Origin of the sequence: Paenibacillus sp. FSL M7-0896 (assembly GCF_037975415.1) — a bacterium.
Classification (GTDB): domain Bacteria; phylum Bacillota; class Bacilli; order Paenibacillales; family Paenibacillaceae; genus Paenibacillus_AQ; species Paenibacillus_AQ silagei.
Map to the genome: position 1 here is coordinate 7290692 of NZ_CP150250.1, position 20596 is coordinate 7311287.

At 54.8% G+C, this 20596-nt stretch carries 15 protein-coding genes; 3 read left to right on the forward strand and 12 right to left on the reverse strand.

All coding sequences use genetic code 11. The features are described 5' to 3' along the window. Positions 1-69: 69 nt before the first annotated feature. The 4 genes from MKY12_RS31695 to MKY12_RS31710 form a co-directional block, all read right to left on the reverse strand. A complete protein-coding gene (locus MKY12_RS31695; protein WP_339252599.1) occupies positions 70-1275 on the reverse strand; it encodes a DUF4179 domain-containing protein in 1206 nt (401 codons plus the stop codon). A gap of 42 nt (positions 1276-1317) precedes the next feature. Further along, positions 1318-3411, reverse strand: a complete 2094-nt coding sequence (locus MKY12_RS31700) for a M56 family metallopeptidase (RefSeq protein WP_339312165.1) — start codon at positions 3409-3411, stop codon at positions 1318-1320. Then, the gene (locus MKY12_RS31705; RefSeq protein ID WP_339257674.1) at positions 3408-3815 is read right to left on the reverse strand and encodes a BlaI/MecI/CopY family transcriptional regulator; all 408 of its coding nucleotides are present in this window, start codon (positions 3813-3815) and stop codon (positions 3408-3410) included. Before MKY12_RS31705 ends, MKY12_RS31700 begins: the two co-directional genes overlap by 4 nt. A gap of 262 nt (positions 3816-4077) precedes the next feature. Then, positions 4078-6594, reverse strand: a complete 2517-nt coding sequence (locus MKY12_RS31710) for an S-layer homology domain-containing protein (protein WP_339257676.1) — start codon at positions 6592-6594, stop codon at positions 4078-4080. 274 nt (positions 6595-6868) lie between these two features. Here MKY12_RS31710 and MKY12_RS31715 point away from each other — a divergent pair, with 274 nt between their 5' ends. Together MKY12_RS31715 and MKY12_RS31720 are read left to right on the forward strand one after the other, a co-directional pair. After that, positions 6869-9229, forward strand: coding sequence for an AraC family transcriptional regulator (locus MKY12_RS31715; protein ID WP_339312166.1), 2361 nt, complete (start codon positions 6869-6871; stop codon positions 9227-9229). 18 nt (positions 9230-9247) lie between these two features. Further along, positions 9248-10894, forward strand: a complete 1647-nt coding sequence (locus tag MKY12_RS31720) for an ABC transporter substrate-binding protein (RefSeq protein ID WP_339252603.1) — start codon at positions 9248-9250, stop codon at positions 10892-10894. 164 nt (positions 10895-11058) lie between these two features. On the opposite strand, the gene nikE is transcribed toward MKY12_RS31720, so the two are convergent. The 6 genes from nikE to MKY12_RS31750 all read right to left on the reverse strand — a co-directional run bounded on the left by nikE (position 11059) and on the right by MKY12_RS31750 (position 16781). Then, positions 11059-11877 (reverse strand): nickel import ATP-binding protein NikE, encoded by an 819-nt coding sequence (nikE, locus tag MKY12_RS31725; protein ID WP_339315018.1) that lies wholly within the window; start codon positions 11875-11877, stop codon positions 11059-11061. Positions 11878-11897: 20 nt separating this feature from the next. Then, positions 11898-12722, reverse strand: a complete 825-nt coding sequence (locus MKY12_RS31730; protein ID WP_209869226.1) for an ABC transporter ATP-binding protein — start codon at positions 12720-12722, stop codon at positions 11898-11900. A 19-nt stretch (positions 12723-12741) separates the two neighbouring features. Continuing rightward, positions 12742-13572 carry a nickel ABC transporter permease subunit NikC gene (gene nikC / locus MKY12_RS31735; protein WP_339312168.1) on the reverse strand — a complete coding sequence of 277 codons (831 nt, stop codon included), beginning with the start codon at positions 13570-13572 and terminating at the stop codon, positions 12742-12744. Next, positions 13569-14516, reverse strand: coding sequence for a nickel ABC transporter permease (nikB, locus tag MKY12_RS31740; protein WP_036728006.1), 948 nt, complete (start codon positions 14514-14516; stop codon positions 13569-13571). Before nikB ends, nikC begins: the two co-directional genes overlap by 4 nt. Positions 14517-14538: 22 nt before the next feature. Further along, complete coding sequence (gene nikA / locus MKY12_RS31745) at positions 14539-16158, reverse strand: nickel ABC transporter substrate-binding protein (protein ID WP_339312170.1); 1620 nt, start codon at positions 16156-16158, stop codon at positions 14539-14541. A gap of 263 nt (positions 16159-16421) precedes the next feature. Then, a complete protein-coding gene (locus MKY12_RS31750) occupies positions 16422-16781 on the reverse strand; it encodes a helix-turn-helix transcriptional regulator (RefSeq protein WP_036728009.1) in 360 nt (119 codons plus the stop codon). A gap of 141 nt (positions 16782-16922) precedes the next feature. On the opposite strand from MKY12_RS31750, the gene MKY12_RS31755 reads away from it, so the two are divergent. After that, positions 16923-18335: an MFS transporter gene (locus MKY12_RS31755; protein WP_245367922.1), complete on the forward strand. Its 1413-nt coding sequence runs from the start codon at positions 16923-16925 to the stop codon at positions 18333-18335. 89 nt (positions 18336-18424) lie between these two features. On the opposite strand, the gene MKY12_RS31760 is transcribed toward MKY12_RS31755, so the two are convergent. Both MKY12_RS31760 and MKY12_RS31765 read right to left on the reverse strand, forming a co-directional pair. After that, positions 18425-18592 carry a CxxH/CxxC protein gene (locus tag MKY12_RS31760; protein ID WP_063829067.1) on the reverse strand — a complete coding sequence of 56 codons (168 nt, stop codon included), beginning with the start codon at positions 18590-18592 and terminating at the stop codon, positions 18425-18427. A 102-nt stretch (positions 18593-18694) separates the two neighbouring features. After that, the gene (locus MKY12_RS31765; RefSeq protein ID WP_339312171.1) at positions 18695-20491 is read right to left on the reverse strand and encodes a M3 family oligoendopeptidase; all 1797 of its coding nucleotides are present in this window, start codon (positions 20489-20491) and stop codon (positions 18695-18697) included. Positions 20492-20596: the final 105 nt, after the last annotated feature.

Genomic DNA, 20596 nt, shown 5'->3' on the forward strand with positions numbered 1-20596 from the left:
ACCCTGTACCCAACAAAAGAAGAGCCACCCTTCACGGATGGCCCTAAGATACTTCAGATAGCCTGTAATTTACTGCTTAGACATATCAACAATCAGCTGCTGTGTAATCTTACGGTCTTTCATATTGGTGAAATCCAGGCGAAGCGACTGCGGTTTATTCAAGAAGAAGTGGCTCTCTGACACGATTTTCATCTCATGGTCTGCATAGGTATAGACAGAAGCTCCCTCTTGCGATTTATAATCACCGGTTCCGTTCTTGACCAATAGCGATGGATTATATTCCATATAGAAGGTCTCCATAAACTCTCTGTTTTTAAACAATGCTTCGTCTGAGGATAGTGTGGTTATCGTCGTGAACGGTGTCAATTCCAGCTTTACTTTAATCTTGTGCCCTGCCACATCAATCGTTTCCTCCGGCGTCAGTGTACGGGTCTCCTGCTTCCAGACCTTGGGATTGATATCAAAAGCCACCTTCAGCACAGGGCTATACTTCACGTTGGACTTGATTGCATCATACTTCTTCAGCAGTTCAGGACTGTAGCTGAACGATGAGGTCTGGTCCGGGTTGTCCGCATGGGCCTTTTCGGTGGCAGCGAGCATTTCAGCATCCAGTGCCTTTAGCTGGTTCAGCTCAATGGCGGTTAATGTGCCTAGCTGAAACTCAGCAGCTACTTTTTTGGGAGGCGTGGTCAATGGACTGCTTAACCGGATTTTAGCAATTCCATATAGAATATGATCTTTCTTTGCCGGACTTGCGCCGATGACTAGAGCATCATTGAATTTCTTGCCACTGATGACCTTGCCCGTAACCGCATCAGACAATTGGAGACTATGACCCTTGGGCGGCATGAACACGAATGCTCTCTTGCTGTCAGCCTGGGCTGTAAAAAGGATGATCAGCTCATATTTGTCTGCGATGAAGCCGTTCACCGTCAACTGGTAACCGTCTTTTTTGACGACTGTGTTCAGCGGCTGCACCAGATTGTGTTTGATGGCATACTCAACCTGTCGATAACCCTGAATCTCGGGATTTACAAAGGGGGCAAGCGCTGCCGACGGTTTCGCGGCGGTTGCCGAGGCGGCCAAAGCTTGACCTGTCACGGCAAAAGGGCTAAGCACCAGCGCTGCGGTTGTCATGACTGCGACGATGGCGGTAGATAGCCGGTTCCTGGAGGACCGCCGTTTATTTGGCGCTGACCCTTGCTTTTGTTCCTGTATAGGCTGCATCTGCGCCGTATGTGAGATCCCCAGTTCATTCCACTTCATTCTAAACATTGTTGCACTCTCCTTCAATACAAGTTGGTTGTTTCATCCGGATCAGCTCTGATCCTGTCCGGGGACATCAAAGGTCATCTGGTATGTATGCTCAAGATCCTTCATTCCAGTAAGTTTCGCCGGACTCTTCATGAATTCCAGCCGCAGAGATTGCAGCTTATCCAACAAATAATAGCTTTCTGTAACCATCTTCATTTCATAGTCTGTGAACGTAATTGATGAAGTGCCTGGCTTCTGCCTATAGTCTCCCGTTCCAGTCTTGCTCCACCACAGGAATGGAGAACCGTACTTCTCATGGAATGATTTAATAAATTCCTTATTCTTAAACAAAGGTTCATCTGAATAAAAAGTGGCGATGGTTGTTAACGGTGTCAATTGTAATTTCACTCTGATCTTGTGTCCCGCTACATTAAGCGTTTCTGGCGATGTGATGGTATGCGTCTCTTGCTTCCAGTAATTTGCCCTCACATCAAAGGTTGTCTGGAGTGCCGGAGACTCCTGCATGTTGGACTCGTTGGCTGCCAGTGTGCGCAAATGGAACTCCACCTTAATCTTTGAGGGCAGGTCCGTCAAAGGAGTCGCGAACTTAAGTCTGGCAACCGCATATGCAATATGCGGCTCCGGGCTGCTGCTGCTGACCAGCGCATGGGTCCGGCCGTTGATCACCTTGCCGGTAATACCATCCGTAATGATGCATTCTACAAAACGAGGATCACCGGAGAATAGTGACCTACCGCCGTCCACTTTCGCAGTATAGAAGATAAGGAATTGGTTCTTGTCTGCCATGAAGCCTGTCACTGTGACCTGATAACCGTCTTGCTCAATCTCCGCATTCATCGGCACCAGAAGATTATGCCTGATGGCATACTCCGTCTGTTGTTCATCTATGCTCGTTAACGGCACCAGTGTCTGCCCTTGCTCCGTTGCCGTTTCTACGCGTTCCCTAGCAGCAACGACTTCTGCATGCGTGCCAGCGGAATTGGCCTCAGGTTCCGTGACAGCAGAGTCACCGGGCTCCCCAGAGACACCTGTTAGCGTCACGACGCTGAGCAGAGCGACCAGAATTACAGCTGCTGCGGAGATGCGGTAGGAGCCTTTTTTGAAGGATTGAATCATACTGATTCTTCTCCTGATCTGTTGCCGCTGGTGCGGGTTAGAGAAATAAAGATGCCCCCTCCGCTCCCGGACTCGTGAGAAGCGCTTCAGGAACTCTACCAGAGTAAGCCCGTAATCAATTGCCTCCTCTTCTCCCAATACCTCCAGCACATAGGCGTCGCACGCAACCTCCCGATCGATCTTCATCCGCCGGATCGCCAGCCACATCAGGGGATTGAACCAATGTATCGTTGCGGCTAGGCTCCCTAGCAGGTTCCACAGCATATCCCTCCGCTTGTAGTGGGCAAGCTCATGCGCGAGGATGTGCCGCAGCCGGGAAGCATCCAGTTCCCGCAGAGCTTGCTCAGGGACAAAAATCCATGGACGCATTAATCCTGACAGATAGGGGTTGTTAGCCGAACCTCCGGTATAAACAGGTATCGCTCTCCTTATTCCAAACTGGCGTCTGGTGGTAAGAACCACCTTAAGAATCTCTGGGGCACTCACCCGTCTAAGCCGTCTGCGTTCGCGGTGCATCCGCCGGATGTACAGGAGTCCATTCAGCAACATAAGCATGACGCCCAGCAGCCAGATCACAGTGCCTATCTTCATCCAGAGCGGGTAGCCTGCGGCCCCCGCAGAGCTGCGGTTAACCGTTGCCGCTCCATCCTCCTGCCGGGCTGTGTCTGTCTGCCCCTGTACATTCAGAGCGGTGTTATTAGCCGGATATGTAACCTGATCTCCCCCTCCCGGCGGAAGCTCCTGATACTCACCCTTAGAAGCTCCGGTGTCCGGCCCCTTGTCCAGGATAGTTGTTAACAAATGTTTACTATTGCCCAGAATATGCAGCATGCTGACAGGGCTGTCCGGTACAGCAGGCAATAACAGCCGGGCGATAACAAGCAGCCACAGGAGGTAACGCACCCGGGCGTTGATGAATCTTCGCAGAACATATTGAATGAACAACACAGCCAGAATCACCATGCTTGCCGCCAGTGTCTGTTCTGCGATACCGGCAAACCATCCGTAGACCATATTCATTCCTGCTTACCTGAGTTGCCGCTGGTACCCTGCGACTTCTTCTCCTTGAGCAGCTGTTCGAGTTGTTCAATCTCCTGCTTGGACAGCTCGACATCCTCCAGGAAGCTGGTCACCATTAACTGCGTAGCCCCGCCAAATACGCGCTTCAGGAAGGAGCGGCTCTCGGCCCGGACACACTCATTCTCTGACACCAGCGGATAATAGAGATAGCTCCGGCCGGATTTCTCATACGCTATCGCGTTCTTCTTAAGCAGCCGGGTGACGAAGGTGCGCACCGTCTGCTCGCTCCATTCCACAGATGCAGGCAGGAGCCGGGTGATTTGTTCCGAGGTGAGCGGATGATGCTCCCAGATAATCTTCATAATTTCCCATTCAGCTTCCGAAATCTTCGGCGTTGTACTCATCATAACAGCTCCATTCCATCGCGGCGTCTTACAATCTACAAGTGTAAATACAAGCTCTGTTCTATACATTACACTTGTAGATTGAATTTGTCAAATATGCCCACATTGTAACGATTGAACGCGAAACGGCACCCAAAGTGGCTAAGTGGCCGTAACCATAGCAAGAAGCACAAGCCAGCGGCTTGTACTTCCTGCTTTCTGTCCATAAGAATTCTTACTTACAGCCTACCTCTCACTCACTTGCAGTTAACAACCCCGCTGCCTACAAGCCCGTAATCAAAGCCTTAACCGAGCTGTCGCTCTCCAGCGCGCGGATGATCACGGCCACCGCTTCGGCGCGGGTAGCCTGACTCTTTGGCGCGAATGCTGAAGCAGAGATGCCCTTCACCAGATTAGCCGAAGCGGCCTGGCGGATGGCGTCAGCTGCCCAGTAGCTGCTGCTGACATCGGTGAAGCTCGCCGGGGTGCCAGTCTGAAGCACACCGAGATTCAGCACACGGCCGATAATCGTGACCATCTCAGCTCGGGTAATGGTCGCCCCTGGCTTGAAGCTGCCGTCTGCGTAGCCGGTTAAGATGCCTTTGTCCGCCAAGGCACCGATATAGCCAGCCGCCCAATTGGAGGCTGTATCCCCAAATTTAGAGGCCGCCGATGTAGTGCCTATCCCGAAGGAGCGGGCGATCATCGCTGCGAATTCGGCTCTGGTCACCGGTGCATCCGGACGGAAGGAGCCGTCCGCATAGCCGCTGATGATCTGCAGCTTCACGGCTGTAGCGATGGTGCTGCTGCCCCAGTGGCCTGCGGTATCCTTGAAGCTGATGCTCTCATTCTTCGAAGCCGCAATAGCTTCAGTCACGGTCTTGTATACTGTCTCGCGGCTCACCACTCCGGATTGGAACGGATTAACTCCACCCTGTGGCTGTTTCTCTGGCTCAGTAGGAGTGCTGCCGTTCCCTGGTGTTGTGCCGGTGGTGGTCCCTGGTACCGTTCCGGTATTTCCAGCCGGAGTACCTGGCGTTCCGCCCGGATTGCCGCCGCCAGTTCCGCCGCTTGTCGTATCTGTAATACTAAGCGCAATCTGATCGCTCAGGTAGACGACCTGGGCGTTATATTTGCTTGGCAATCCTTCAACCTGCACGGAAGCAAACTGCCCGCTGCGCTGGCTGACGCCATGCGTAATGAGCGGAATCAGGCCGCTGCCTGGAACGTAGCTGTTCGCGAAGTTCACCTTCAGCTTCCCGTCAGCCTTCACCGCGCCCTCAACCTCAAGGATATCGTTTGCTCCAGTAAGGCCCAGTACAAGCGTACCTTCGGAGGCCTGGGTGAAGCTGCCGCCGATCACCATTTTACCGTAGACGTTCTCAACTACAGAACCGCCGGTATTCGTCACATTCCCTTTGCCGAAGGCTGTTGCCGAGTCTCCTTCCAGAACACCCGCGTTCACTTCAGTACCACCGGAATACGTGTTGCTGCCCGCCAGCTTAAGCGTGCCTGTACCCTCCTTGGTCAGTCCGCCCGTCCCGGAGATATCATTGCGCCAGCGGTCTGCGGCGTGGAAGCCGCCTTTCGCAGCGTCCATAGCTACCGTTACATGCTCAGCAAATGCACCGTACCCGTCGGCAGCGGCGAACAGGTTCAATCGTCCCCAGCCTTCGGGATCATCCAACAGTGGATAACCGGATGGGAGTGCCGTTGTTACGAGAACTGCTCTACGCTGATCCGCAGTCAAGTAAGGCAGGCGGGTCTCCAGCAAGACCTCTGCTCCCTTAGGAGCAACAGCAGGCTCAGTCGTGGAGTGAATCTGCGGGAAGCCGTAGGTCAGCCGCTGGGTATACTGGGCCTTATTCTTCGCATAATCCGTGAACCGGTCTTCTGCGGTACCCGTCTGTGTGAGCAGCACTTCATGAGCCTGAGTATAGGCCGCCTGCTTCAATGCCATATTGTCCGGGTCTGTCAGCGCACCTGCTGCGAAGGCCATGGCTGTCACTCGTCCGCCCATAACATCCAGCGGTGAGTGCATCCCGGCGACGACACGGTTGTTGCCCATCTCCGAGGCCCGGGTCATCAGCTCCTGGAAGCGCTCAGGTACAGAATATGCCAGAGCCAGGGCTGCCAGATAGGAAGCGTTGGTATGTCCGCTCGGGAAGCCGCCGTCTGTGGCAGGCGTCTTGCTCATCGCCGGCACCAGTGTCGGTACGATGACAGAGGTATCCTTCCAGCGGAACGGACGCTTGTAGCTGTAGAAGTTCTTGGCCTGGCTGGTTGAAGCATAATTGCCGCGGATGATTCCGATCAGGTCTACCATTTTGCCAAGCTGGGAATTGGAATCACCCGCCTTGTTACTGTCATTGCCATCATTGTATTTCACGGAAGTCGCATCATCTGGGATGCTGTTAATGGTCGTGTAAGTTCCTGACATCGAACGGTACAACTCAGACAAAGGTCCAAGGCCGTCAGCCGCTCCATAAGTCTGGTTCCGCCGGTCATCGTAATACGCTGCCTCCTCCTCTGCCGGAGTACGGGTCTTAGACAGATCCGCCACATATTGAATGTTGTAATCCAACACACTGCTATTCAGCTTCGTCCCGGTATCCCAAGTGACACCCGGTGTCCAGAGATCCAGGAAGCCGGAGAGAACACCGATCGAGGGGTTGGAATACACCGCCATATTCACAGGTGTGTTATTCTTATAAGTATCTACGAAATGTCCCCAAGCCGGAGCAGCTGGCAGCTCAGTTAATGAATTACCCGTGGCCGCCTCTGCAGGATGTACCGCGATAGAATTCGTGAGGAGTACCAGACCTGCCGTAACAGACAACAGCTTTCTTTTCGACTTCAAGTTCAATGTGTCAGCCCCTATCTTGTTATTTTGATTGCCTGAATCGGACTCAATATAGCACCTGCCTCCACCGCCGCTCAATAACACAATTTCGCAATTCTATGATTTTGGGAACAATTCAGCTTTTTTCCGGCCATTTAACATGGATTTAACATGAATCCCGAACAGATTGGTGAGGGGCTAGTGTATAATCCGCCTGGGAGGAGAATACATCTTGCGAAAATGGAACTCTGCCTTTGCCGCCCTAGCCGCTTCATACATCTCTGTTGTGTTAGTCATTGTCCTCTTACTCTGCTCTGCCTTCTATCTGTATTTCTCGAACCATTATAAGGAAGAGCTTCAGGGCCGCAACCGGCTCATCCTTGACAATACCGCCCGTACCCTTGAAGCCTCCGTGCTTCAGCGGGTGCAGCAGATCTATCTGGAAGTCTCACTGAACCAGCGGGCTGCGCTCCGTATGCTGCCAGATGCTTCACTTCCAGCGAATCTCAGCAAGGTGAGCAGTCTCCAGGAGTCGCTGAACATGCAGGTATCCAATCATTCGGACCTGATACAAGCCGTACATCTATATGCTCCCAGGCAGCATCTCCTGCTGTCCTCGCTGTATGGGCTGAAATTCCGTGCGGATCAGCAGGCGGGTGCCGCCTACTGGATGGATTGGGTGAACGGCATGAACCTTAATTCCCGTAACAGCCTCTGGACAGAGGCCCGGTTCGTGCCGGACGATATCGTCTCCAGCATCCCCGGCGGCAGCGGCAGCCAGCTGATCACCTATGTGCACAGCTATCCGTTCCAGTCCCCCGGGGCAGCCAGTGAGCTGCTGATTGCCATTGATCTGAAGGAGAGTGCGCTGCGCGCCATTCTGCAGAATATGATGCCTGCCCGCTATCAGAGCAGCTTCATTGCTACACCCACTGGCGGGATTGTAGCCGGATCGAATCCGGATGCTGCAGCTCAGGCTGACACCTATGCTGCCAGTATCTCGAATGCACTAGCCTCTCCTGAGACATCCGGGAACATGAGCCAGGAGATCGGGGGCAGCACCTACGTCATCTCCTATCAGGACCTGCCGACCACCGGGTGGAAGCTCTTCAGTGCGGCTCCGGCGAACCTGTTCTATGAGAAATGGCTCGTTGTCCAGAGGGTCATCCTCTCCCTGTGTCTGCTTGCTCTATTGGTAGGAATCTGTCTGTCCGGCATTCTGGCCAAATTGAATTACAGTCCGCTTAAGCGGCTGCTTCGCACTATTAAGGACCTCTACGGCCCGGGGCCTGAGGTGCCAGGAGTGCGGGGACCAGCCCTTAACGAATTCGGAATTATCGATTCCGCCTTCAACCGTCTGAACGACAAAGTGACCACACTGGAGGGGACGCTTGAGGCCAGCAGTCCGCATATCCGGCAGAACATGATCCTGAATCTCCTTCAGGACAGCCCTGCCCAAGGCAGCGTAACCATAGATCCGCAATTTCTGGGACTCTCTCTGGAGCACCGTCATTACTGCTGCCTGCTCCTCAACACCCGTGGAGCTTACGCCCGCATGAGTCTAAGTGGCTTGCAGGCAGCCATGAGCGGGATGACCGGGACGCTTGAGGCGATCCGGCTTCACGGAATCCGCATTCTGGCCGAGGAGCTGCCGGACAAGCAGACGGTTGTCATTATCAGCGCGCACGAAGCCTCCGGGACGCTGCTCGAACAGCTCTCGGACCGGATTACAGCAGCGGCGGAGCAGCAGTTCCAGCTGAATATTCAGCTCTCGCAGGGCTGCTGGGTGGATGCCATCAGCCTTCTTCACACCAGCTACGCTGAAGCGCAGACCTTAATGAAATATGCTTATTTTCTGCCAGAGAGCAGGGTCTTGAAGGACCGGGAGCTGCTGAAGAGGGAACAGAGTCTTGACGAGATTCCGCAGCCTGTGCTGATGAGATTCAAGGACAAGCTGCAGAACCGGCAGCTGGATGAGACTCTGGCCGCGCTGGAGCAGCTGATAGCCGTCATGCGGGAAGGCAGCTACCCGGCGGATTATTGCCACTTCGTGCTGGCGAACACCGTATTTATGTACTCGGATTATCTGAAAAGCATCCGCTACACCCCTTCCGCCCACGGGCCTCTGGATCTGTATAACGAATATATTGCCCTGCCGGATATCCGGCATTTGCAGGAGTGGTTCGCCGCTTCCATCGGCATCTTCATTATGGAGACGCAGAAGCGGAACAGTGACCGCGCACTCTCGACCATTGAAGCGGCCAAAGCCTATATCGGGGCGCATCTGTCCGGGGATCTATCGCTGGATGCCGTATCCGCCAAGGTCTTCATCAGTCCCAAGTATCTAAGCAAGCTGTTCAAGGAAGAGCTGGGGATCACCTACACCGACTATATTACCGGCATACGGATGGAAGAGGCCCGGCGGCTGATTGAGAACAACAACATGTCGATCGAACAGATTGCCGGTACGGTCGGTTATGGAACGACTCCCTACTTCATCAAGCGCTTCAAGGAGATCTATGGCTGTACGCCGGGGAATTATTTGCGAACCGTGAATACACTGCCGCCGCAGGCGGAGATTAGCTTGGGATAAGGAGGGTGCCTTATGTATATGTATAAAAGAATAATGCTCTTGCCCCTCCTGGGGCTGATCTGCGGCTGCAGCGGGCAGCCAGCTTCCCTCTCGTCTGCGCCTGGACAAGAGCTGCTGGATCCATCCGCTTCCGCTTCTGATTCTGCTGATTCTGTTGTTCCCGCTTCCTCTGCCCCGAAGCTCAAAATCTCCTGGACCATGCATCAGAATCTGCCGGTTGCGGAGGATGCCGTAATGGTGCGGGAGCTGGAGCAGAAGTTCAAGGTAGATCTGGACTTCTGGAATCTGCCGAATAACAAATATGAATCCCTGCTCGACCAGAGGCTGGTGCAAGGCAGCATTCCCGACCTGTTCCGGGTCCGGCAGACCCAGGATCTGCTGAAGTACCAGCAGCAGGGCGTGCTCGCCCCTATTCCTGAGGAACTGCTGAACACCTACGCTCCCAATATTCTTAAGGCCATCCGCGAGAATGCACCCGCCTATCAGCAATATGGCCGCATTAACGGGGCCTATTACGGCATTCCGGTCATTAATCCTACCAATATCTATCGGGTCCCCGTGGTCTACCGGCAGGATTGGCTGGACAAGCTCGGCCTTAAGGTGCCGGATACCTTGGCCGATTTCGAGAAATTCATCTATGCGGCTGCGAACGAAGACCCCGACGGCAACGGTATCCGGGACACCTACGGCTTGTCGCAGGAGGGCATGAATGTTGTCTTCGGCGCCTTCGGGCAGATGGTCTTCACGGATCAGCTCTACTTCAGCCGGAAGGATCAGGGACTGGTTATTGGCGCTCTTGAGCCGGATATGCAGGAAGCGCTGCGTTATCTCCGCAAATGGTACCGGGACGGGGTCATTGATCCCGAGTTCATCACCGGGGAGAATAGCGGAGGCTACAAGCATCTGTCGCACGCCTTCATTAACGGACGGATCGGCATGACCTCCATGGGCAATTATTATCACTGGACACAGGCAGGGGATTATACAGACTGGAGACTGGATGACCAGAAGGCAGCCAGACTGGTTCCGGTAGAAGCAATGTTTAACGTCAAGGAGTTAACCGCGAAGCATCCGCAGGCCAAGATCGCTTTCGGGCGGCCGGTTAGCGGTCCGGACGGCAGACGCGGCTCCAAAGCCTACGATATGCTGATGAGCTTCACCGCCATTGGCGCGGATGCTACCCAGGAGCCGGGCAAGCTGGAGAAGATCCTCCAGCTGCTGGACTACGTCAGCGCAAATCCTGACCCCGATGAGGCGGCATCTCTGCAGTATGGTATTCAGGGGACACACTGGGACTGGGCCGGAACGGACAAGAAGGATATCATCCTGCTGCCGCCGTATAACCATAAGTTCAGCTACCAGAATACGATCGGCGCGGGGATCGGCATGACCCTGCCCATCCTTCCTGCCGGACGGAGCGAGCAATGGGCGGCAACCCTGGGGCTGGATCACGACGGCATCTATAATGCCTTGGAGGTGGCTACGCCCTCTCTGATCAGGAACAGCGCTGGGCTAATTAACCTAAGAGACCAGGCGTATATTGCCTTCATCACCGGGGAGCGTCCGCTTGAGGAATTCGGGGAGTTCGTCGAGGAGTTCCTGGCGGCGGGCGGAGCGGAGGTACTAGCGGAAGCAAATGAGTCCTATAAGAAGCTTGATCCATAAAATAACCCCACAAAGTGAGGCTTTAGCTTCGATGATGACTCAGGTACTTTGCGGGGGCCCCAAAACATATAAAGCGAAAACGGTACCGTCCTATAAAAGGGCAGTACCGTTTCGGCGAGAGTGTAGTCTCCTCTATTGCTCCATTGCTCACGGGATGTTTACCGTTATTGTACAGCGTTCCTGGGCAGCTCCCTGTGCCGGTTCCGCGGATGCTCCGCAAGCATGGAATCGAGTAAGCCCCGAACCGCAGGATGAGAGGACTGCAGGAACTGCTCCTTGCTGTCGTTATATTCCACTATCTTGCCCTGATCCATGACAGCCAGTGCGTCTGAGATCATACAGGCGGCCTTAATATCATGGGTGATGAACAGATATGACAGACCGAACGCAACCCGCAGCTCCCCCAGCAGCCGCAAAATATTCGCCTGGTTAATCATATCTAAACTACTAACCGCCTCATCCAATACAATGAGCTTAGGCTTCAGCGCAATCGATCTGGCGATATTGATCCGCTGCAGCTGTCCTCCGCTGAACTGGTAGGGCTGCTTCTGCATGTCCGCCGCACTTAGTCCAACACACTCCAGCAGTTCACCTACCGCCCGCTTCTGCTCCTGAACGCTCAAGGACTCGTAATTGGACAGCGGCTCACCAATAATCTGCTCTGCTGTCATCCGGGGGTTCACGGCAGAATAACAATCCTGGAAGACCACCTGCAGATCGCGGCGGATGGTCCTGCGCGCCTGCGGGCTCAGCTTATACAGATCCTGGCCCTGAATCAGCACCTGGCCCGCGCGGGGCGGCTCCAGCCCGAGAATAACCCGGCCCAGTGTGCTTTTACCGGCTCCGCTTGATCCCAGCAGCCCCAGGCAGGTTCCCTCCTCTATATGAAGAGACACGCCGGACAACACATTATCCTGCTTCGCAGGACGCCTCCACCGGCGGGATGCAGCATAGGTATGGGTAACTTCCCTGACCTCAAGCATGTATTCTGCCGCTATTCCAGTCATAGCTGGCCCCCTAACTGCGGACTAAGCTGAAGCAGCGGCCTTGCTGCCAGCAGCTCCCGGGTGTATTCATGCCGGGGATGATCGAATAATTCGAATACATCGGCGGTCTCAACAATCCGCCCGTGCTGCATAACCGCAACTTCATCAGCCAGCTCCGCAATGACGCCGAGATCATGGGAGATCAGCAGAATAGCGGTCCCATGCTCCTGCCGCATCCGATCCAGCTGCCGCAGCACCTGGAGCTGATTGGTCACATCCAGAGCCGTAGTAGGCTCATCGGCAATGATCACGGAGGGCTTCAGGCACAGGGTGAGCGCCAGCATCACCCGCTGGAGCATCCCGCCGCTCAGCTCATACGGATACTTTCCCAGCAGCGCTGCGGGATCGGGCAGATTCACATCAGCCAGGGAGCGGATCGCGCAGGCTCTGGCTTCTTTTTTTCCCAGCTTCACATGTGTACGGATCGACTCCACGAATTGCACGCCGATGGTGTACACCGGAGAGAAGGCTGTCATCGGATTCTGCATAATCAGGGCAAGACTACTGCCGCGAAGCCTGCGCATGTCCTTCTCCGGAAGTCCGTTCAGCTCACGGGTATGCAGCCGGATACTGCCTTCGATCACACTCGTCTGCCGGTCCAGCATCTGGAGGAGCGCCAGCGATGTTACGGTTTTTCCGCTGCCGCTGCCTCCCACAAGACCCAGCACACGCCCCGGCTTCAGCTCCAGGTTAACATCCTCTATGAGGGTCAGATATCCTGCCGCTGTCTCCACAGATACCTTCAGATCCTTCACCTGCAGCACATATTCCGCTTGTTCCATGATTCGCTCATACCTTCTTTCAGGAGCCTCGTTTGATCCCGTACCGTTCAGACAGCGCCTCGCCCAGCAGATTAAACGAAGCTACAACCATAATAATCATCAGGCCCGGATAGAGCATCAGCTCGGGATGATTGCGGATGAAGGATTTCCCTTCGTTCAGCATCGCCCCCCATTCCGGTGTAGGCGCCTGGACGCCCAGGCCCAGGAAGGACATCGCCGAGATATCCATAATCGCCCAGCCCATCTCAAGCGTCCCAATCACCACAATCGACGGCAGAATATTGGGAATAAGGTGCCTGCTCATGATCTGCCAGGGGGAAGAGCCGCTGATCCGCGCTGCCGTAATGAAATTCCGCTCCTTCAGGCTGACAATCATATTCCGGAACATCCGGGCGAAGTACACCCACTGCACCAGCATCAGAGCAATAACCAATTGAGACAGGCCCGGCCCCAGGATCCCGATCAGACCGAAGACCAGAATCATACTGGGAAAAGACATAATGCCATCGCACAACCGCATCAGCGCAGCATCCAGCCACCCGCCGATGTACCCCGAAACCACTCCTGCGAGCAATCCCACTCCTAAGGAAGCGGCAAAAATAAGCGAGGCAAAGCCCAGCGAGATCCGTGTTCCATACAGCAGCCTGGATAGATTGTCCCGGCCCAGCTGATCTGTCCCCAGAAGATATTCCCACGAGGGCGGACTGAGCTTCGCTGCCAGGTTCACCCGTATCGGGTCATGCGGTGAGATCCACGGGGCCAACAGGCCAGCAAGACCAAACAGGATCAGCAGGCTGCCGCAGATCATGATCACTCTCTTGCCTTTGAAACGGCTGCTTAAGTTATTCATCCTTGGCTGGCCCTCCCTTTACGCGCAATTCGCGGGTCCAGGAAGAGCTGCAGCAGATCGGCTATCAGATTGCTCCCGGCAATCACACAGACCGAGAGCATGACATAGCATTGAATCACCGGAATGTCACGGTTAATGATCGCTTCAATGAAGTACCGGCCGAAGCCCGGCCAAGAGAATACCTGCTCTACGATAATCGCCCCTGTCAGCAGCTTCCCCAGATTGATGCCCAGTCCTGTAATAAGCGGCGCTATGGCAATTCTCAGCACGTATTTATACAGAATTACACGTTCCTTAATCCCTCTTGCCCGGGCATACCGGACATAAGCCTCCTTCAGCTCCTCCAGGACGGTCGTCCGCAGCAGGCGCGCGTAGATGGCAATCAGCCAGAGTGCCAGGGTAATAGACGGAAGAATCAGGTGCTGCACAGACCCTCTGCCCTCCACAGGCAGCCATTCCAGCTTAACCGAGATGAAGAACATCAGCAGATAGCCGATCCAGAAGACCGGAACACAGGCGCCGATATAGGCGAATACCCGGATCACATGATCTAACAGCCGGTTTTTGTAAATCGCCGCTAGCACCCCAAGCGGGATGCTAACCACCAGCGCCAGCACGATACTGGCGGACGCAAGCTGAAGCGTTGCGGGCAGCTTCTGGGCAACCTCTCCCCATACGGGCATATTGGACAGGTAGGAATGGCCGAAATCCAGCCGGAGCAGCCGGCCCACCGATTGAACATATTGCGTCAGCAACGGCTGGTCCAGCCCGAATTCATGCCGCTTGGCGGCCAGCACTTCATCATCCGGCTGGATATGCGCCGCAGCCAGATAGGCTTCAGCCGGGTCCACCGGCCCCACCCGGATCATCACGAACATCAGCAATGAGGAGAACAGAATGATGGGGATGATCGCCAGCACTCTTTTTCCGATATATACGCCCACTTAGAACCCTCCTGCGTGACTACTACTTCTTCTCAATACCATGAAGCGGGTATTCATCCCGGTTGGACGGGAACTTGAATTCAGCCACATTGTCCCGGTACACTGCCATCTGCTTGATGTAGGAGATCGGAAGGATCGAAGACTGCTCCTGCAGCGTAGTGAGCACAGAGCCGAACAGCCCGGTACGGGCTTTGTCATCTGTGGTAGCCATACCTTCCTTAATCTTCTTGTCGATCTCAGCCTTCATCGGCAAGGCCGCCAGAGTATCCGAGACCCCGTAGCCCGGCTGTACAACGGCAGTCATGAAGGAATGCGGGTCATACGGCGCACCAAACGTCGAGTAGAAATTCATGTCGAACTCATTGGCCTTTCTGCGCTGGATGTAGACGGTCAGCTCGACGCCGGTGATTTTCAGATTCACACCGATCCCCGCCCATTCAGCTTGCAGAGTCTCCGCCATGGACTTCATCGTCAGATCCGCCTTGTCATACATCAGCTCCAGCTCAAGCTTCTGTCCATCCTTCTCCCGCACGCCCACACCTGAAGGCAGCTTCCAGCCCGCTTCATCCAGCAGCGCATTCGCCTGCTCCACATCATATTTCACCGGGCTCACCTTGATATCGGCATAAGGCAGATTCGGAGGCAGGATATTGTCCGCCTTCTCCTCCAGCCCCAGCGTCACCCCTTCGACCATCGCTTCCTTATTGAAGCCCATGCTAAGTGCCTGACGGACCTTAAGATCAGCGAGCTTCGCGTTCATGGTATTCAGCACCAGATTGCGGGTTGCGATCGGCTCAGACAGCTTAGTGACGTACTTCCCGGTGCTCTCAAGCTCCTTGTAAGCGTCATAGCTGATGAGACCTTCGCCGTAGATCAGGTCCAGATCCCCTTTTTCAAAAGACAGCACACGGGTCTCCGCATCCGGGATCACCTTCACCACCACCTTGTCGACCTTCGGCTTCTCTCCCCAATAGTAAGGATTCGGTGTAAAGGTTGCCGATTCATCCTTCTTATACTCGCTTAGCACCCAAGGTCCGGTTCCAATCGGGCTACGAATGCCCTTGGACGTATCGCCATCCTCGGGGAAGCCCGCCTCGCCAAGGAAGCGTACCGGCCGCACCACCGCAAGATCGTATAGTGCCGGATAATACGACTCTGTCAGCGTGAGCCGGAACGTAGTGTCATCAACCGCTTCTGTCTTCTCAATCAGCGGGATCATGCCCAGCCATGTGTGCAGCTTCTTATTATGTAAGATCGCATCCATATTCTTCTTCACCAGCTGTGCGGTAAAAGCCGTTCCGTCCGAGAACTTGACGTTGCTGCGGATCTTGAACGTGTATACCTTGCCATCCTGCGACAGTGTCCAGGATTCAGCCAGAGCCGGAACAAGCTTCCCGTCCTGATAACTGACCAGCGGCTCATAGATCATAGACTGGGCTAACAGCTGGGACGGATTATATAAATGCGGATTCATCGGTCCGATATCCCGGGGCCACGCCATTGTAAGGGTCTTCGCAGCTTGCGCGTCTCCGGCAGCCGATGATTTCTCCGTAGTATTCGATGAACAGCCTGCAGCGACCATCGATATAACCAATAATACGAGCAGGCCTTGCAGCAGCCTCTTACCTTTAGATGCGAACATAGCGTTGACTTCCTCTTTTCTAATCGAGAATGATTATCATTACAATTTAAAATGTTACTTCACCTGACACAATTCTGTCAATGGTAACGGTTGTATGCTCTGTACATACAAGTGGAAACGGCTTTGCCGTCCTTTTAAAGGACGGTACCGTTTCGGCGAGAAATAGAAGGATAATGTATAGCGTGAAACATATACATTCTTATATTTTCAAAAAACCACCCCAGAATCTGGAGTGGCGATGATGTCATACGGTATATGATTGTTTATCCCTGCTCTTGCCCTTCCTCTTCCGGCTCCCCGAATCCCTCATCCGGCCCGGGTCTGACGTAAGCCTGCAATACGGAATCCAGCAGTCCGGGGAACCGCTCGTCCAGATCTTCCGTCCGCAGGGACAGAATGCGCTGGGTACCCTGCACCCGGGTATGAATGACACCCGCTTCGCGCAGCGTCCGGGCATGGTGGGTCAGCGTGGACTTGGCAATCGGCACCTTGAAGCTGTTGCAGGACTGCGGGCCGTGGTTACAGATCTCCGACACTACATATAGACGGATCGGGTCGCTAAGCGCATAGAGCACCGAGGCGAGCTGAATGTCCTTGCGGTCCGGATGATGGAGCTGCTTCATGAATAAGACTCCTTCAGAGTATATAATAGTACTTCTTGTCACGATGATTTCCTAATTGCATTTTACATTAGCGCATGCTATATTTCAATAGTTCGTAAGTAATCGAACAATACAATAAAAGAATGAAGGAGTGGCTTTCTCATGACCTCATCACCTGCTTCTGAGGGCGATCAAGAGCATTCAATGGCTGCTCCGCAAGCGGCTCTTCCACGGGAAGGACTGTTAACTCTGCTATTCAGCGTTGCTGTCGTCCTCGTTATTATGAACACAGCGATGTTCAATCTGGCCCTGCCTGATGTAACCGAGACCTTCGGCATCACCGCAGCGTCCGCCTCCTGGATTGTAACCGGGTATTCCATCATGTTCTCTATTGCCTCAATCACATACAGCCGGCTCTCGGACTTCCTGCCGATCCGCCGGCTGCTGGTTATCGGGCTGCTCACCTTAGGGCTTGCTGCTGTGGCCGGATTCTTCAGCACCAGCTTCATTTTCCTGCTGATTGTGCGTATTCTGCAAGCCTCGGGGGCAGGCGCCGTGATGTCGCTGTCCCTTGTCCTGTTCACCCGCTACATTCCGCAGGCCCGGCGCGGCAAAGCCATGGCGACGATTATGTCGGCCGTCTCCCTGGGACTGGGTCTGGGTCCGGTAGCCGGCGGCTCCATTGTGGAATACCTCGGCTGGACCTGGCTGTTCGCAGTCACTGCCGCCATTCTGCTGCTGGTGCCGCTGTTCCTGATCCTGCTGCCCAAGGAAGTTCCGGCTCGCGGCTCATTCGACGTTCTGGGCGGGATCTTCCTCGGCGTGGGTACCACCGGTCTGCTCCTGTTCCTGACCAGCGGACTGTGGATCGCGCTGATCGCCGGCATCGCCGCGATTGCCTTATTTGTAGGGCGTATCCGCACGACCCCTGATCCATTCGTGCTGCCAGCGCTGTTCAGCAACCGGCCATATCTGGTACTGGCGCTGATCGGGGTTGCCTCCTACCTGTGCAGCTTCGCTACCCTGTTCCTGCTGCCGCAGATTCTGACTCACCGCTTCGGCTTCAGCGCCAGCCATGCCGGGCTTGTCATCTTCCCGGGCTCACTGCTGGCCATTTTCGTCTCCCGCCTGGTCGGACGGATGATCGACCGCTACGGCAACACCGGAATTCTGCGCTTCGCACCGCTGCTCGTTCTGGCCGCCACCGTATTGTTCGCCCTATTCGCCGGACAATCCTGGATCGCCGTCATGCTCGTCTACATGATTATGAGCCTGTCATTCACTGTACTGTCGAGCAGTGTATCGAATGAAATCTCGCGTATCCTGCCTGCTTCGCAGATCGGCTCCGGGATGGGGCTCTTCCAGCTGCTGCAGTTCTTCAGCGGTGCCTTCAGCGTCGCGATGGCCGCCAGCGCCCTGGAATGGCAGCGCAGCCTGCCGCTTCAGGCCGCTTACTCCAACATCTACTGGGGATTGTCAGTTGCAGCAATCGTGGCGATCGGCTCCGCCTTCATCTACCTGCGGAGCAGTCAGCGCAGCCCGCTGGCCGAGATGGCGAAAGCCGCAGACTGCTAAATCCGCAACTGCACCATTCACGCATACACCGCACGCCAAAACACCCTGCAGCCTTCACGGCCACAGGGTGTTTCTTATTCCAACCGTCCTCAGACGACCAGATATTCCGCATTTCGTTCACATTCCGCACATTTCGCCGGCGGGTCCCAGTCCGAGAACTCCGTCTCCTTCAGATCGACTACATCTGGTGCATCCTCGTACTCGTCCACAAATTTGTCGATGGCCAGCTCTACGTGTTCCTTACAGACTACATACATTCAATCAAGCATCCCTTTCTGTGCCGCTGCGGCGTAGACTTATACTACTGTTCTACCACACTTCCCTGCAAAAAGGAACCTCACGCAGCGCAAAATACACTCTTATTCCCGCCCCGCAAACTTCCGGACATCCCCGGCAATGAATCCGAGCGCCTCCTGCCAGAAATCCAGGGAATGCACATCAATATCCATCAGCTTCGCAGCGTCTGCGATGCTCCGGGTACTGGTCGCTGAGAGGAACTGTTCATAGCGGCTCACGAACGCCTGCCCCTGCTTTTGGTACTGGGCATACAGCCCCTTGGAGAACAGCAGCCCGAAGGAATACGGGAAGTTCAGGAACTCATTGCCTGCCATATAATACCCGGCCTTGCTAATCCACTGGTAAGGGTGAATGGACCCGGGCAGCACACTATCCCCGTAAGCGGCAGCCATCGACTCCAGCATCAGTGCGTTCAGTTCCTCTAATGGGAGGGGACCGGATAACCGGCGGGCATAGAGCGCGCTCTCGAAGCAGTACCTGGCATAGAAATCGACAATATAATACCCCGCATCCGAGAGACTACGTTCCAGGATCGCATCCGCTTCCTCCGCAGGCAGCGAGTTCAGGAGTTCAACATGAATCAGACTCTCGCAAAAAATCGACGCCGTCTCCGCAATCGGCACCGGATAATCCATATTGACCATCGTATGTCCTGCGAGGCGGCTGGTATGATATGCATGCCCAATCTCGTGAGCCAGCACACTCACATCTATATATTGGCCGTGGAAGCTTGTTATGATCCGGCTCTCTCCAATCGGGACGATATCGACACACATCCCGAAATTGCCTTTCCCGCTGCGCGGCTCGGCATCAATCCAGCGCTCCCCGAACACCTTGCGGGCGAACCCGCCCAGCTCGGGGCTGAATCTGCTGAACCCCGCGATAATCATCGCCTGGGCCTCAGCATAGGTGACGCGGATTGAAGACTCCGTGCCAATGGGCGCAAAAACATCCCAGAACGGCAGCTGTCCCCCCGAATGCCCCAGCCGCCCAGCCTTCTCGGCATAATACTCCCGGAAGACCGGCAGGCTCTCCCGGATGGCCTGAAGCATCACCTCCAGCGTCTCCTCATCCATCCGCGCTGCTTCCAGCACCTTATGCAGCGGGGAAGCATAGCCCCTCAGCTCATAGATGGCTGCCGCCTCACCGGAGACAGCATTGATACAGGCGGCACTCTGCTCCGCTACGCTGCGGCAAGCCTCATGCTCTGCTTCAGCCGCCGCCCGCCGTACCGCAGGATCGGGGTCGTAGACCAGATTCCGCAGCTCCGCCAGTGTCACACTGCGGGTCACTCCGGCCAGCTCCAGATCGGTCCGCAGTGTAGACAGCGTCTGCATGTACAGCCGCTCCCACGCTTTGGAGCCTGTATTCTGCATCCGGGCAATCACCGCTTCGCCTTCTGCGCTGAGCATATGCTGCGATTTCCCCTGTAATCCGCGCAGATAGAAGCTATGCTGCTCCAGATAAGCGCTGAAACGGAGATTCCGCTCCAGTTCATCCGCGCTTACCCCTGCCAGCCATTTGCTGAAGCTGACCAGAGCTTCACCCGCCCCGCTGGTCACCTCTTCCAGCTCGTCCATCAGATTGACGGCTTCCTCACACTGGCTGTCCGCACTGAATCGCAGCTCCGCGTAGCTGAACAGACGCAAATATAGCTGTTGATACGCATTATATTGTTTAAGGAACTCTTCCATCAGTTCTGCAGGAGCCTGCCCGCTAACGGGCTGCGAGGCCGACCATGTATTCAAATCCCCGGCAAGGCTCTCCACCTGCCTGCGGTCCTGCTGAAATCCCTCCGACTCGAACGAGGGATAGATCCGGTCCAGATTCCATGTTAATTCGCATGTTGTTGATTCCATTGATTAATCTCTCCTTATTTATAATCGCAGGAGCCCTCCGTTATCACATGCTTCCACCCCGTTCTAATTGATCCTGTAAGGATCATCCATTTCAGTATAACTTAA